The sequence below is a fragment of the Natronomonas sp. EA1 genome, assembly GCF_051195035.1.
Classification (GTDB): domain Archaea; phylum Halobacteriota; class Halobacteria; order Halobacteriales; family Haloarculaceae; genus JBNTJV01.
Genome location: NZ_JBNTJV010000001.1, coordinates 851,190 through 866,050 on the forward strand (window position 1 = coordinate 851,190; position 14,861 = coordinate 866,050).

The 14,861-nt window shown below is 70.3% G+C and carries 14 protein-coding genes; 11 read left to right on the plus strand and 3 right to left on the minus strand.

The window, feature by feature from the left end; all coding sequences use genetic code 11:
- Nucleotides 1-22: 22 nt before the first annotated feature.
- Complete coding sequence (locus ACQUQR_RS04615; RefSeq protein ID WP_435195118.1) at nt 23-1,453, minus strand: aldehyde dehydrogenase family protein; 1,431 nt, start codon at nt 1,451-1,453, stop codon at nt 23-25.
- A 53-nt stretch (nt 1,454-1,506) separates the two neighbouring features.
- Here ACQUQR_RS04615 and ACQUQR_RS04620 point away from each other — a divergent pair, with 53 nt between their 5' ends.
- The gene (locus ACQUQR_RS04620; protein WP_435195120.1) at nt 1,507-2,613 is read left to right on the plus strand and encodes a M24 family metallopeptidase; all 1,107 of its coding nucleotides are present in this window, start codon (nt 1,507-1,509) and stop codon (nt 2,611-2,613) included.
- 279 nt (nt 2,614-2,892) lie between these two features.
- Here the strand turns inward: ACQUQR_RS04620 and ACQUQR_RS04625 are convergent, their stop codons facing one another.
- The gene (locus ACQUQR_RS04625) at nt 2,893-4,263 is read right to left on the minus strand and encodes an NAD-dependent succinate-semialdehyde dehydrogenase (protein WP_435195122.1); all 1,371 of its coding nucleotides are present in this window, start codon (nt 4,261-4,263) and stop codon (nt 2,893-2,895) included.
- Nucleotides 4,264-4,351: 88 nt separating this feature from the next.
- Between ACQUQR_RS04625 and ACQUQR_RS04630 the strand changes: the two genes are divergently transcribed.
- Genes ACQUQR_RS04630 through menD form a run of 3 tightly spaced genes read left to right on the plus strand, consistent with a single transcriptional unit; the run spans nt 4,352 to nt 7,692 of the window.
- Nucleotides 4,352-4,579 carry a hypothetical protein gene (locus tag ACQUQR_RS04630; protein ID WP_435195124.1) on the plus strand — a complete coding sequence of 76 codons (228 nt, stop codon included), beginning with the start codon at nt 4,352-4,354 and terminating at the stop codon, nt 4,577-4,579.
- Nucleotides 4,580-4,636: 57 nt separating this feature from the next.
- Entirely contained in the window at nt 4,637-5,962 is a 1,326-nt protein-coding gene (locus ACQUQR_RS04635) for an isochorismate synthase (protein WP_435195125.1), read from the plus strand.
- Nucleotides 5,959-7,692, plus strand: coding sequence for a 2-succinyl-5-enolpyruvyl-6-hydroxy-3-cyclohexene-1-carboxylic-acid synthase (gene menD / locus ACQUQR_RS04640; RefSeq protein WP_435195127.1), 1,734 nt, complete (start codon nt 5,959-5,961; stop codon nt 7,690-7,692). The genes ACQUQR_RS04635 and menD overlap by 4 nt, the downstream gene beginning before the upstream one ends.
- Here menD and ACQUQR_RS04645 read toward each other — a convergent pair.
- Nucleotides 7,679-8,602 carry a J domain-containing protein gene (locus tag ACQUQR_RS04645; protein ID WP_435195129.1) on the minus strand — a complete coding sequence of 308 codons (924 nt, stop codon included), beginning with the start codon at nt 8,600-8,602 and terminating at the stop codon, nt 7,679-7,681. The genes menD and ACQUQR_RS04645 overlap by 14 nt on opposite strands.
- Before the next feature lie 71 nt (nt 8,603-8,673).
- On the opposite strand from ACQUQR_RS04645, the gene ACQUQR_RS04650 reads away from it, so the two are divergent.
- From ACQUQR_RS04650 to ACQUQR_RS04680, 7 genes are all read left to right on the plus strand, one after another.
- Nucleotides 8,674-8,919 (plus strand): hypothetical protein, encoded by a 246-nt coding sequence (locus tag ACQUQR_RS04650; protein WP_435195131.1) that lies wholly within the window; start codon nt 8,674-8,676, stop codon nt 8,917-8,919.
- Between the two features lie 45 nt (nt 8,920-8,964).
- Nucleotides 8,965-9,852, plus strand: coding sequence for a 1,4-dihydroxy-2-naphthoyl-CoA synthase (locus ACQUQR_RS04655; protein ID WP_435195132.1), 888 nt, complete (start codon nt 8,965-8,967; stop codon nt 9,850-9,852).
- 289 nt (nt 9,853-10,141) lie between these two features.
- Complete coding sequence (locus ACQUQR_RS04660; RefSeq protein ID WP_435195134.1) at nt 10,142-10,609, plus strand: DUF6789 family protein; 468 nt, start codon at nt 10,142-10,144, stop codon at nt 10,607-10,609.
- Nucleotides 10,610-10,663: 54 nt separating this feature from the next.
- Nucleotides 10,664-11,599, plus strand: a complete 936-nt coding sequence (locus ACQUQR_RS04665; protein WP_435195136.1) for a 1,4-dihydroxy-2-naphthoate polyprenyltransferase — start codon at nt 10,664-10,666, stop codon at nt 11,597-11,599.
- Nucleotides 11,596-12,588: a mandelate racemase/muconate lactonizing enzyme family protein gene (locus ACQUQR_RS04670; protein WP_435195138.1), complete on the plus strand. Its 993-nt coding sequence runs from the start codon at nt 11,596-11,598 to the stop codon at nt 12,586-12,588. The genes ACQUQR_RS04665 and ACQUQR_RS04670 overlap by 4 nt, the downstream gene beginning before the upstream one ends.
- Nucleotides 12,581-14,056, plus strand: a complete 1,476-nt coding sequence (menE, locus tag ACQUQR_RS04675) for an o-succinylbenzoate--CoA ligase (protein WP_435195139.1) — start codon at nt 12,581-12,583, stop codon at nt 14,054-14,056. Before ACQUQR_RS04670 ends, menE begins: the two co-directional genes overlap by 8 nt.
- A gap of 31 nt (nt 14,057-14,087) precedes the next feature.
- Entirely contained in the window at nt 14,088-14,855 is a 768-nt protein-coding gene (locus ACQUQR_RS04680) for an NRDE family protein (protein ID WP_435195141.1), read from the plus strand.
- Nucleotides 14,856-14,861 lie beyond the last annotated feature (6 nt).

The following is a 14,861-nucleotide window of genomic DNA, read 5'->3' on the forward strand; positions in this document are numbered from 1 at the left end:
GGTCGGAGGGTGGAACGGCGGGTCAGAGGACGATGCTCTTCGTGGTCGTGAACGCCTCGATGCTGTAGCCGATGCCCTCACGGCCGATACCGGAGTCTTTCACCCCGCCGAACGGGATGTCCCCCAGCCCGTGTGAGGGGGCACCGTTGATGCGGACCGCACCGGCTTCGATGCGGTCGGCGAGGCGCATGGCCCGGTCGTGGTCCGCGGTGAAGACCGCGGCGTCGAGCCCGAGGTCGCCACCGTTGGCGAGCGAGAGGGCCTCCTCCTCGGAGGCGAACGTCGTGACGACTGCGACGGGCCCGAACTGCTCCTCGTGGACGATGCGGGCGTCGTGGGGCACGTCGGCGAGCAGCGCGGGCTGGATGGTCCGGCCGTCGCGCTCCCCACCGCGGACGAGGGTGGCGCCCTTCTCGACGGCGTCCTCGATGAGCTCCTCGACCCAGTCGGCCTGCTCGGTGCTGATGAGCGGGCCGATGGCCGTGTCGGGGTCGAACAGGTCCCCGGGCTGCCAGTCGTCCATCTGCGCCTCGATCTTCTCGACGACGGCGTCGTGGACCTCCTCGTGTGCGAGGACGCGGGAGACGGCCGAGCAACGCTGCCCGGCGTACTTGAACGAGCCCTTCGCGGCGGCCGCAGCGGCCGCGTCGAGGTCGGCGTCGGGGAACACCATCGCCGGGGCGTTCCCGCCGAGCTCCATGTGGAGGTTCACCATCTCGGACTGGCGGGCGACGTGTTTGCCCGCGCCCGAGGAGCCGGTCATGGCGATGGCGTCGATCCGGGAATCGCCGGCGAGGGTGTCGCCGATGTCGCTCGCGTTCCCGGTGACGAAGTTGAACGCGCCCTCGGGGAGGCCGACCTCGTCGATGACCTCGGCGAGGATGGCGGCGCTCACGGGCGTCTTCGTCGCGGGCTTCAGCACGACGCTGTTGCCGGCGGCGATGGCGGGGGCGACCTGCAGCGCCGTCGTCGCCAGCGGGTAGTTGTACGGCGTGATACACAGCACGGTGCCGATGGGCTGGGGTTTCACGATGGCCTGCCAGCCCTCGTGGCCCGTCGTCGTCCCTTCGAGGAACTCCCCCTGCTGACCGCGTGCTTCCTCGGCCGCGCGCCGGAACCGCTCGGCGGCGGAGTCGACCTCGCCGCGCGCAGAGGAGATCGGTTTCCCGGCCTCGCGGACGATGACGTCGGCGAGCTCCTCTTTGCGGGCTTCGAGCCCCTCCGCGATGGCGACGAGCCACTCTGCGCGCTGGACGATGGTCGTCTCGCGCATGGCTCGCTTGGCGTTGTGAGCAGCCGTAACTGCGGCCTCTGCCTGCTCGGGCGTCGCCGCGGCGACCTCCGCGAAGACCCCGCCGTCCGCGAGATCAGTCACCTCGATGATCCCCTCCGACGGGTCCCACGTCCCGTCGATGAGGTTCTGCTTGGCGTGTTTCACCTGTTCCACTTCCATGCCTCTATCATCGACCGCCATCGTTAAGAAGTTTACTCACAATAAAGTAAATAATGACTAGTGCTGCGTTCGTATCGCTCCCGGACGACCGGGCGGTTCGGCTCGACTCCCTCCTCGCCGAACGAGGCCTCGACGCCGTCTGGTTCGCCCGGCCCGACAACTTCGCGTGGCTCACCGGTGGGAGCAACGTCGTGGACCGTACGGGGGATATCGGGGTCGCGGCGGCCCGCTACGATGGCCAGCTCACCGTCGTCACGAACGACATCGAGGGGGAACGCCTCGCCGTCGAGGAGCTCCCCGAAGGCGTCTCCGTCGAGACGGTGCCGTGGCACGAGGGCTCGCTCGCCGAGGCCGTCCGCGCCCGTACCGATGGCACCGCGGCCGCCGATTTCCCCGTGGAAGGGCTCGAACCGCTCGATGCGAGCCCGCTTCGCCAGCCGCTCTCGGACCGTGACGTGGAGCGCTACCGCGCACTCGGTCGGGAGACCGCGGCGGCCCTCGAAGCGGCTTGCCGTGCTGCCACGCCCGAAGACACCGAGCAGGCGGTCGCCGGCGATCTGCGCGGTCGGCTCGCTCGCCGGGGAATCGACGCCCCCGTCGCTCTCGTCGGCGGGGAACGCCGCGCGCCCCGGTTCCGCCACTACACACCGATCGACGTACCGCTCGGCGACTACGCGCTCGTCTCCGTCACCGCGCGCCGCGACGGCCTCTACGCGAGCTGCACCCGGACTGTCGCGTTCGACACGCCGGACTGGCTCCCGGAGCGCCATCGCGCCGCCACCCGTGTCGAGACGACCGCGATAGAGGCCACTCAGCGCGTCGGGCGCGAGGGCGGGACTGCCGGTGACGTGTTCGGGGCCATCCAGAACGCCTACGCCGCCCTCGGCTACCACGGCGAGTGGGAACACCACCACCAGGGCGGGGCCGCGGGGTTCGCCGGGCGCGAGTGGATCGCCACGCCGACGAGCGACGCCCCGGTCCACCTGCCGATGGCCTACGCGTGGAACCCCACGGTGCAGGGGTCGAAAAGCGAGGACACCGTCCTCGTTCGCGAGAACGAGATCGAGGTGCTGACCCGGACGGGCGACTGGCCCGAAACCGACGTGACGAGCGTCGGCGAAGGGCTCACCATCGCCCGCCCCGGAATCCTTTCGCTGTAGCCGTCGTCGCTTACAGAGTTTCGAGGCGAAAGCCCAGGCTTTAGTCGTGGGATGAAGCCGACAACCGGCGAACCGTTGATTGTGTCGCCGTTCGTCGGTTGCGGTGCCGAGTCCGAGGTACGGATACGCACGCCACCGTGGCGGTAGATGAAGCCCGCTATCTCGGTCGGGGGCCGTACTGGCACGGCCCACAACCCCACCATCGGTGAGTGGGGAACCTCTCCGTCGTGGGTACGGTCTGTGACCGTGGAACCCCACGACTTCAGTCGTGGGAGGATGTCAGTCCTCCGCCTCCTGTATCCACACCGTCTTCTCGTTGACGAACGCCTTGATCCCCTGCGCCGCGAGCTCGCGGCCGTACCCCGAGTCCTTGATGCCACCGAAGGGAAGCCGCGGGTCCGATTTCGTCAGTTGGTTCACGAACACCGCGCCGGACTCGATCTCTTTCGTCAGGCGCTCGCCACGGTCGAGGTCGTCGGTGAATATGGCCGCGCCGAGCCCCAGTTCGGCGTCGTTCGCCAACTCGATGGCCTCCGCCTCGCTTTCCACCTCGAACACCGCGGCTGCGGGGCCGAACACCTCCTCACAGCCGAGCGGGGAGTCCAGCGGCACGTCGGTGAGCACCGTCGGCGGGTAGAAGTACCCCTCGCGGTCGAGCGGCTCGCCGCCCGTCTCGACCGTCGCGCCCGCCGCCACCGAGGCCGTGACCTGCTCGTGGAGGTCCTCCAGCAGGTCCTCGCGGGCCTGCGGCCCCACGTCGGTCTCTTCGGCCATCGGGTCGCCGACGGTGAGCGACTCCACCGCGGCGACGAACGCCTCGACGAACGCCTCGTAGACGTCGGTGTGGACGATGAAGCGCTTCGCGGCGATACACGACTGCCCGGAGTTCTGGGTGCGCGCCGTGGCCCCGACGCGTGCCGCAGCCTCGACGTTCGCGTCGTCGAGGACGATGAAGGGGTCGGAGCCGCCGAGTTCGAGGACGCTGGGTTTGAGCGCCTTCCCCGCGGTCTGGCCGACCGCACGGCCCGCGGGCTCGCTCCCGGTGAGGGTGGCCGCCCGGACCCGGTCGTCCGCGATGATGTCGCCCACCTTCTCGGAGCCGACCAGGAGCGTCTGGAAGGCGTCCTCCGGGTAGCCCGCCTCTCGGAACACCTCTTCGATGGCGAGCGCGCACTCGGGAACGTTCGAGGCGTGCTTGAGGAGGCCGACGTTCCCCGCCGTGAGCGCGGGCGCCGCGAAGCGGAACACCTGCCAGAACGGGTAGTTCCACGGCATCACGGCCAGCACGGGGCCGAGCGGCTCGTGCGTGACGTACGTCTTCGCGTGCGGCTCCGTGCCGATCACCTCGTCTTGCAGGTACTCGGGGGCCTTCTCGGCGTAGTGTTCACACCCCCACGCGCACTTCTCCACCTCGGCGCGGGCGCCCGAGATGGGTTTGCCCATCTCGCGGGTCATGAGCCCTGCGTACTCCTCCTTGTTCGCGCGGAGCACGTCGGCCGCGGTCGCGAGCAGCTCGCGGCGCTCGTGCATCGGTCGCGCCGACCACGAGTCGAACCGCGCGGTCGCCCGGTCGAGCGCCGCGTCGACCTGCTCGTCCGTGTGTGGCTCCACCTCGGGGAGTGGCTCCCCAGTCGCTGGGTTCCGTCGCATGGGTGAGACTCACGCACGAATCGTGATAGCGTTTCGCCCGCGGTTCCACAAGAGGTGACATTAAGTCACAGAGGGCGCAGTATGAGATATGCTCGAGACGCTCGCGAAGATGAACCGCGAACTCACCCAACAGCAGAAGGTACAGGCCGGTGTGGCCGGCATCGTCATCGGCTCGCTGCTCATCGCGATGCTCGCGTTCGCCAGCCTGGAGTCCTCGACGCTGCAGTTCATCCTGGCGCTCATGGGCGTGGTGATGATGGTCGCCGGCACGCTCTCGCTCGGAACGAGCGGCGTCCGCGACGGGCCCGTCGTCTGACTGCGAAGGCGACCGGAGTCAGTTAACCTAAAACAATCGGGGCCGAATGGATAGCCAATGGAACCGCTGGGTGACGAGCTGTCGGACGGGGTGATAACGCGTGCGGTGCCGATTCCGGCACCGGACCCCCGGGCCGTCCTCGGGGCGGCTGCCCGCCCCCGGACGGTCTGGAGTGCCCCCGACGAACCCACCGTCGTCGCCGGCGGGGCCGCCGCCCGGCTCACCGCGACGGGGGCTGACCGTTTCTCCGCGATTCGAGACGGCGCCGACGCGCTGTTCGACCACGGTGACGTCCACGCGGGAACCGAAGCCGCCCGCCCCCGCCTGTTCGGGGGGTTCGCCTTCCACGACGACCACGCCGGTGCGCCCCCGTGGGAGGGGTTCCCCGGTGCGGGGTTCGTCCTCCCCCGAACACAGGTCACCTACACCGACGACGGTGCGTGGCTCACGGTGAACGCCATAGGCCCCGACGCGACCCCCGCAGCGGTCGAGGAGCGTATCGAGACGGCCAGCGAGGAGCTGGCTGCGCTCCCCGACGCCGGCCCCGTGCTCGGCCCGCCGGGCGTGGTGGCCCGCGAGCGCACCACGCCGAAGGAGACGTGGCGCGAGTCCGTCGAGGCCGTCGTCTCGCGCATCCACGCCGGCGAGCTCCGGAAGGTCGTCCTCGCGCAGGCGCTGCGCACGGAGCTCGCGCGCACGCTTTCGGTCCCCGACATCCTCACCCGACTGGGCGAGACGTACACCGACTGTTATCGCTTCCTCGTCGAGCCCCACGAGGGCCCCTCGTTCTTCGGGGCGACCCCCGAACGGCTCGTCGCGCTGCGCGGGCGCACCGTCCGCACGGAGGCGCTCGCGGGAACGACCGGCCGAGGGGAGACCCCGGCCGAGGACGAGTGGCTCGCCGAGGAACTGCTCGAGGACGCGAAGAACGCCCACGAACACGACCTCGTCGCGGAGACCATCCGCGAACAGCTCGCCCCCTACGCCGCCAGCATCTCGACCGGTGAGCGCCGGGTCCGTCGGCTGGAGACGGTCCAGCACCTCGAGACCCCCATCACCGCCGAGCTCGCGGACGACGAGCACGTCCTCTCGCTCGTCGAGGCGCTCCACCCGACGCCCGCGGTCGGCGGGCTCCCGCCCGAGCGGGCGCTGGCGGCCATCCGCGAGACCGAACCGTTCGAGCGCGGCTGGTACGCCTCCCCGGTCGGCTGGTTCGACGCCGCGGGCTACGGCTCCTTCGCCGTCGCGCTCCGCTCGGCCGTCGCCACCGAGGACACCGCGACGCTCTTCGCCGGTGTCGGCGTCGTCGGCGACTCCGACCCCGACGCGGAGTGGGACGAGGTCCAGCTCAAGTACCGCCCCATCCTCGACGAGTTGGAATGACGGTTCCCACGCCACCCAACGTCAACACCCTCTGGGGGTCGGTCATCGCCGACGAACTCGCCAGTGCCGGCGTCGAGGCCGCCTGTCTCGCACCCGGTTCGCGGTCCACTCCGCTCACCGTCGCCATCGCCGAGCACCCGGAGCTCAAGGCCTTCTCCCACCTCGACGAGCGCTCCGCGGCGTTCTTCGCGCTCGGCCGGGCGAAACGCACGGGGACCCCGACGGCGCTCGTCTGCACCTCCGGGACGGCGCTCGCGAACTTCCATCCGGCCGTCATCGAGGCGAGTCAGGCGCGCGTCCCCCTCCTGCTTCTGACCGCCGACCGACCCCCCGAACTGCAGGACTCCGGCGCGAACCAGACCATCGACCAGGAGGATCTCTACGGGGACGCAGTTCGCTCCTATCGCACCCTCCCGGAGCCGGAGGCCGCGGACCGGAAGCTCCGGTCGCTTCGGACCACGGTCTGCCGAGCGGTCGCGGACACCGGAGGAAACGAACCGGGACCGGTCCACCTGAACGTCCCCTTCAGAAAACCGCTGGAGCCGACCGTGGAGACAGACGAGGTGCCCGAGGGGTTCACCGAGGAGTATCCGCTCGCGACCCGGGGACGTGACGGCCCGTTCGTCTCCGTGCGACAGGGGCGCGTCGAGGCCCTCGAAACCGAGCTGGACGCGCTCGCGACCGACATCGAGGCGAGCGACCGCGGCCTCATCGTCTGTGGCCCCGCGGACGCACCCACGCCCTCACGCGACGCGCTCGCGGCGCTCGCCGACGCGACCGGCTACCCCGTCCTCGCGGACCCGATGTCGGGTCACCGGTTCGGTCCCGTGGAGACGCTCGGGGGCTACGACGCGTGGGTCCAGACGCTCGACGACGCCCCCGAGGTCGTCCTCCGGTTCGGCGCCTCGCCTACCTCCAAACCCCTGCGGAGGTATCTGGCCGAGAGCGGTGCCAGACAGGTCGTCGTGGACCCGGCAGGGAAGTGGCGGGAAGCGGAGTTCACGGCCACCGACCTCCTCGCAGCCGATGCCGATTCGGTCGCGGAGGGGCTCGCCGCGCGCGTGGAACGCGACCCCGGCGCGTGGGCCGAGCGCCTCCGGGCGATCGAAGAGGCGTACTGGGCGTTCGTCCCCGACGACGAGCTGTGGGAGGGCCGGATACTCGGCGACGTGGCCCGTCTCGCCCCAGACCCCGCGACCCTGTTCGTCTCGAACTCCATGCCGGTGCGGGACCTCGACCGGTTCGGCGCGCCCTCGGAGAAATCGCTCACCGTGCTCGCGAACCGCGGCGCCTCGGGCATCGACGGCATCACCTCCACGGCGCTCGGGGCGGGCAGCGCCACCGACGACCCGCTCGTGCTCGTCACCGGCGACCTGGCGTTCTACCACGACATGAACGGCCTCCTCGCGGTCGGGCGGTGTGGCGTCGACGCCACCATCGTCGTCGTCAACAACGACGGCGGCGGCATCTTCCACATCCTCCCCATCGAGGAGCACGCCACCTTCGAGCGGTTCTTCAAGACGCCACACGGCCTCGACTTCGCGCCGGTGGGCGACCTCTACGGGCTGGCGTTCACCCGGACGGACTCACTCGCTGAGTTCCGTGAGCTGTATCAGGCCTCCCTCGAGAGCGAGGGGACCCAGGTCATCGAGGTGCAGGTCGACGGGCAGGCCAGCCACGACTTCCGGCGGGAGCTGCAGTCCCAGGTGGCCGACGCTATCCGCTCATGAACAGGAGGTTCACACAGGCCAGCGCGAAGGGGATCCAGATGGCGGTGAGCGCGACGAGACCGACGGCGGAGAGCACGCCCACGCCCAGCGCCGCCAGCCCGAACGGCGCGAGGAACGCCCACCCGCCGAAGACGAACACCGCGACCTCCGGGACCGTGAGCAGGTAGACGACGAGCAGGAGGGTACACACCCCGACGACGACGTTCACGGCCGGCGGGAACGCGGGGAGCACGCTGCTCGCGAGCAGCACGGGGTAGAGGAGGAAGGCGGTGACCCCCAGCCCGATATCCCCGGCGGAGAGCCCCCGGTTCGCACGGCCCCGCGGCTGTCGCCGGGCTCGGCGCGTGTTCCCGCCCTGCCGTCGTCCCATCGTGGAGTCGCGCCCGCTCGCCGACTCCGGCCCGACCGTCCGCTGCGTTCGTCGGTACGCCTCCTCGTCGCCGTCCCACCAGCGGTGCTCCGCGGCCATCCGCTTCGCGCGCTGCTGGCGCCGGTACTCGCGTGCCCGGCGCTCCCGCTCCTTCTCGCGGCTCGTCCGCTCCCGGTCGTACGCCTCCCAGCGGGCGTCTTCATCGGTGCCGCGGCGTTTCCGCTCCTCGCGGCGCCAGCGGGCCTCCCGGCGGTCGCCCGGCTGGTTCCCCTGCTGGTGGTCGGTGCGCTCGGTCGTGGGTCCCGCCACGTCCTCGCCGGTGTACCGTTCGTGGCCGAGCCGGTCGTAGCGTGCACGCTCCGTCTCGTCGGTGAGCACGTCCCGCGCCCGGGTGAGCCGCTTGAACCGCTCGCTCGCGTCGGGGGCGTCGCTCCGGTCCGGGTGGGCCTCCTTCGCCTTCGCGCGGTAGGCCGCCCGGATCTCCGTCTCGGACGCGTCCGGGGGAACGCCGAGCAGGTCGTAGTAGCTCCCCCCGTCCATACCCGTGGGTGGGCCCCGGCGGCCTAAACTCTCGCCCCTGTGTTATCCATCGCTCGCGCGAACCGCCCCCCATGGCCCCCGATACGAGCCTCCGACGCCTCGCCTCCGAACCCGCGTTCGCGCTGGCCGTCGTCCTGGCGCTGCTCGTCGTCGTCTTCACCGGCGTCGTCGGTGACGCGCTGACCGCGCTGTACAACCTCCTGTATCTCGCGGTCGTCGCCGTCGTGCTGTGGCTGTTCTACCGGCTGGTCGTCGCGGTGGAGGAGCTCGCGGAGGTGCAGGCCATTCTGGCCGAACACGAGACGGACGACGACTGAAGACCGACTGCCCACCTTTTTCTCGGCTCCCCACCCACGAGCGGTATGGTTTCGGATCTGTTCAACCCCGACCGATGGACCCCCATCGACGAGTTCGATTTCCGCGATATCACCTACCACCGCGCCACCGACACCGGCGCGGTCCGGATCGCCTTCGACCGCCCCGAGGTACGCAACGCCTTCCGCCCCGGCACCGTCGACGAGCTCTCCCGCGCGCTCGACCACGCCAAACGCCAGACGGACGTGGGCTGTGTCCTCATCACCGGCAACGGCCCCTCCCCGAAGGACGGCGGCTGGGCGTTCTGCTCCGGCGGCGACCAGCGCATCCGCGGCCCCGACGGCTACCAGTACGACGGGAGCGAGGAGTCCGCCTCCGAGACGGGCCGGCTCCACATCCTCGAAGTCCAGCGGCAGATCCGCCACATGCCCAAACCCGTCATCGCCGTGGTGCCGGGGTGGGCCGTCGGCGGCGGCCACTCGCTGCACGTCATCTGCGATATGACCCTCGCCTCGGAGGAACACGCGAAGTTCCTCCAGACCGACCCCGACGTGGCCTCCTACGACGCCGGCTTCGGCAGCGCGTATCTCGCCCACCAGATCGGCCAGAAGAAGGCGCGTGAGGTGTTCTTCCTCGGCAAGACCTACTCGGGCGAGGAGGCCGCGGAGATGGGGATGGTGAACGAGGTCGTCCCCCACGAGGAACTGGAGGAGACTGCCCTGGAGTGGGCCGAGACCATCATGAGCAAGTCGCCCACCGCGATTCGGATGCTGAAGTACGCGTTCAACATGGACACCGATGGCCTCGTGGGCCAGCAGGTCTTTGCAGGAGAGGCGACGCGACTCGGCTACATGACCGACGAAGCCGAGGAGGGGAGAAGTGCATTCGTCGAGAAGCGCGAGCCGGAGTTTCAGGACTACCCCTGGCACTACTAACGCACCTTTTTCCGGTTCGGGTTCGCGCGCTGCGCGAACCGCTCACCGCAAAAATCTGCACCAAAAAGGCCGACTCAGCCCGACGGGCTGAGTCGGTGATGCTCGTGAACGCAGTCCTCGTGAGCGCACGGCGTGCGCTCACTCGGACATCCCGCCAACGGCAAATCCGGCCGAGCGACGACGGCTGTGGGGTTCGTTAGCGAACTACTATAAAAACGCTGTGCCACCATGCATCTCTGCCGCCATTCCCCCGAATGGAAGTCGTGCTGGCGGTGCCAGACGGGGGTGAATGGCAACCACAACGCAATCGAACGTCGAGATATCGGACGGGAACTGGCAGGCGGGCGTGGTCGGTGGCATCATCGGGGCCATCGTCATGGGCGCGCTCGTGCTGGCGATGAACCCCCCGACGCTGGCCGTCGCGATCCCCTCCCTGTACACGCTGGCCCCGCCGCCGTCGCCGGGGATGGGGCTGTTCGTCCACGTCAGCCACGGCGCGGTGCTGGGCGTCGTCTTCGCGGCTCTCGCGGGTGTCGTGGGCGAGGGGTCGACCGGGAAGCTCGCCGCCCTCGGTATCGGCTGGGGTGTCGTGACGTGGGCCGTCCTCGCTGCACTGTTGATGCCCGTGTGGCTCTCCGCGGTCGGCTCGCCCGCGAACCCGCCGTTCCCGAACTTCGCTATCCCGTCGCTGCTCTGGCACGTCGTCTACGGGCTCGTTCTCGGCGTCGTCTACGCGCAGGTCGAGGACAACCTGTAACCGCCCGCCAACCGAACCACAGCGGCTTTTTCGGCGACGCCCCAAGAAGGGGTAATGAGCGACACTGCGGAGATCTCGAAGACGAAGGCGTGGGTGATGGCCGCGCGCCCCCAGACGCTTCCGGCGGGTGCCGCACCGGTGGTCGTCGGGACGGGGCTGGCCGCGGCGTTCGACGTGGTGGCCCCCCTGCCGGCTCTCGCCGCGCTGCTCGGTGCCCTGCTCCTCCAGATCGGGACGAACTTCGCGAACGACTACTACGACGCCGTGAAGGGGGCCGATACCGACGAGCGCGAGGGGTTCACCCGCGTGACCGCGGGCGGGCTCATCGCTCCGGAGCAGGTCAAACGGGCGATGTGGGCCACCTTCGCCATCGCCGTCCTCTCGGGGACGTATCTCGTCTGGGTCGGCGGGCCCGTCATCGTCCTCGTGGGGCTCTCCTCCGTCGCCGCGGGCATCGCCTACACTGGGGGACCGCTCCCCTACGGCTATCGGGGGCTCGGTGACCTCTTCGTCTTCCTCTACTTCGGGCTCGTCGCCGTGACGGGGACGTTCTACGTGCAGGCCGCCGCGGGCGTGTCGGGGATTCCCGCGCTCACCGCCCCACTCGAACTGGTGCCCATCGACGCCGTCGTCGCCGCGCTCCCCGTCGCGGGGCTCTCCACCGCCATCCTCATCGTGAACAACATCAGGGACAGAGAGACGGACATGAACGCCGGAAAGCGCACGCTCGCGGTCGCGCTCGGCTACACCGGTTCGCGCGTCGAGTTCCTGTGCATGGTCGGAATGGCCTACGTCGTCCCCCTCATCTTCGCGCTCGACTACGGGCTCCTCACCCTGCTTCCGCTCCTGACGCTCCCGGTCGCCGTCTCGCTCTCGAAGACCGTCCTCACGCATACGGAGGGCACGAAGCTCAACCCCGCGCTCGAGACCACCGGGAAACTGCTGTTCGCCCACTCGGTGCTGTTCGCCGTGGGGCTGGGGCTCGCATGAAGGTCGACTACTTCTCGCTCCCGCTTTCCGAGCCGCTGCAGACGGCGAAGGGGCCCATCGAGGACCGGGAGGGGTATCTCGTCACGGTGGAGGAGCCCGACATCGGTCTCGGGGAAGCAACACCCCTCCCGGGCTGGACCGAGTCGCTGGCAGCGTGCAAGGAGGCGCTCGAGTCGGGCGACCCACTCGACGAACTCCCGCCGGCCGCCCGCCACGGGGTCTCGCTCGCGGCGCTGGACGCACAGGCCAAATCGGAGGGAGAGCCCCTGTATCGCTTTCTCGGCGGGCAATCGGCCGTGGAGTCGGTCCCCGTCAACGCCACCGTTGGGGATGCGGACCCCGAAACGACGGCCAAGCAGGTCACGGCGGCCGTGGACGCCGGCTTCCCGGCTGTGAAGCTCAAAGTCGGCGCGCGATCCATCGAGGAGGATATCGAGCGCGTCGCGGCCGTCCGAGACGCGGCGCCCGACGCGGAGCTCCGCCTGGATGCGAACGGCGCGTGGACCCGTGCCGAGGCACAGGAGGCGTTCGACGCGCTCACGTCGTACGGTATCGCGTACGTGGAACAGCCGCTCCCGGCCGACGACCTCGACGGGCACGCGGCGCTCCGGGAGACGGTCCCCGTCGCGCTCGACGAGGGGCTGTACGAACACGGCTTCGACGCCGTCCTCGACGCGAACGCCGCCGACGTGTGGATACTCAAGCCGATGGCGATGGGCGGGCCGGACGTGGCCATCGAGGCCGCGGGGCTGGCGCGCGGCGCGGGTATCGCGCCCGTCGTCACCACGACCATCGACGGCTGTGTCGCCCGGGCAGCGGCGGTCCACGTCGCCGCGGCCATCCCCGACGTGCGGGCGTGTGGGCTCGCCACCGGGAGCCTGCTTTCGGTGGATTTCGGGCCCGACCCGGTGCCTGTTAGCAATGGGCGTATCGCCGTGCCACAGAAAGAGGGAAATATCCCCACCACATCATCGGCGGACTATGCGTGATTGGCTGGCCCACCGAGCCCGTGCGACGCCGACGGCGACCGCCGTCATCGCGGCCGAGACGGGCGAGCGCTGTTCGTACGGCGACCTCGACGAGCGCGTCGAGGAGCTCGCGGGCCGGCTCGCGGCGCGGGGACTGGGCGTCGACGACCACCTCGGCGTCTGCATGGACACGTCGCTCGATTTCGTCGAGCTCGTCCACGCCGCGATGCGGCTGGGCGCGGTGCTCGTCCCCCTCTCGCCGCGGCTGACCTCGCGAGAGCTCCGTGACCGGCTCGATGCCGCGGACGTGACCGTCGTGGTCGGGGACAGCGAGACCGAGGAGCTCCTGCTGGAGGCCGTCGTCGGGACGCAGGTCCCCGTCGCCTCCATCGACAGCCCGGAGGCAGGTGCTGCGGACCTCCGGGCGACCCGGCCCGAGACGTTCGACCTGCCCGCGTGGAACGACGACACCCCACAGGTGCTCATGTTCACCTCGGGCACCACGGGCGAGCCGAAGGCCGTCGTCGTCACCACCGGGAACCTCCTCTCCTCGGCGATGGCCTCCTCCTGGCGGCTCGGTGTCCTCCCATCGGACCGCTGGCACTGCGCGCTCCCGATGTACCACATGGGCGGGCTCGCACCCGTCTACCGCTCGGTCTGCTACGGGACCGCCATCGTCGTCGAGGAGGAGGACTTCGACCCCGCGGCGACCCTCGAACAGATGGCCGAACACGATGCGACCTGCGTCTCGCTCGTCCCGACGATGCTTCGACGACTGCTCGATGCGGGCGACCTCCCCGACCTCAGGTTCGTCCTCCTCGGGGGGGCGCCCGCGGGCGAGGACCTGCTCGCCGCGTGCCACGAGCGGGGCGTCCCGGTCGCTCCGACCTACGGGATGACCGAGACGGCCTCGCAGATCGCGACGGCCCACCCGGAGGACGCGGCCGCGGAACTCGGAACCGTGGGCCATCCCCTGATGTTCACCGAGGTGACCGTCGTCGGGGAGAACGGCGCGATCTGCGAGGCCGGTGAGCGCGGCGAACTCGTGGTGTCGGGGCCGACGGTGACACCGGGGTACTACGGCGACCGCTCGGCGACCGCGGCCTCGTTCGGCCCCCACGGGTTCCACACCGGTGACGTTGGCTACCGCGACGAGGAGGGGCGCTTCTGGGTGACCGGCCGCGTCGACGACCTCATCCTCTCTGGCGGGGAGAACATCGACCCCGCGGAGGTCGCGGGCGTGATTCGCGAGCATGCTGACGTAGAAGACGTTGCGGTCGTCGGCCTCCCGGACGAGGAGTGGGGCGAGCGCGTCGGCGCGCTCGTCGTCGGCGACCTCTCCGTGGACGCGCTCGAATCCCACTGTCGCGACCGGCTCGCGGGGTTCAAACGCCCCCGGACCGTCGGCTTCGCGGACGCCCTCCCCCGGACCGCGTCGGGGACCGTCGACCGCGAGGCCGTCCGCGCGCGCCTGTCGAGCGGGGAGTAGGCTTTTCGCCGGCGGGGGGCTATCTCCCTCCGTGTGTACGCTGACGTTCGCGTGGCAGGTGCTCGATACGCCCCTAGCCGTCGCCGCCAACCGTGACGAGGCGCTGGCTCGTCCCTCCGCACCCCCCGAGGTGTTCGGTGACTCACCCCGCATCATCGCCCCCCGCGACGAGGAGGCCGGCGGGACGTGGCAGGGGTACAACGACTCGAACCTCTTCGTCGCGCTGACGAACCGCTGGACGGAGCGGGAGGGGTCGCGCTCGCGCGGCCTGCTCGTGCGCGACGCGCTCTCGTACGGAAGCGCACGCGAGGTGCTCGCCTACGTGCGCGAGGAGCTCCGGGAACGCGCGTACGAGCCGTTCCACCTGCTCGCCGTGGACACCGAGGACGCGCTCCTCGTCGAGTGGGACGGCGACCTCACCGTCCACGAGCTCGCGCCGGGGACCTACGTCGTCGTCAACGTCGGCTGGGTCGGGGAGACCGTCGGGCCGGCCGACGCGGCGGCCCCACAGCGGATCGAGAGCGTGTTCGTCCCGGGGCGACGACCCGAGGTGGGCGAGGGGCAGGCCGCGAACGCCCGCAAGGTGCTCGACGCCCTCGTCGCGGAGCCGGGCGAGGGCTGGCAGTCGTGGACCGACCGGGCCGGCACGGTGCTCGGCGACCACGACTACGGCGTCTGCCTCCACGGCGACGGCTTCGGGACGAAATCCTCCTCGCTCATCGTCCCCGGCGAGTGGTATGGATTCGCCGACGGCCCCCCGTGTGAGACGCCCTACGAAAGCGTCGAGGGTGAGGTTTAAACGGTC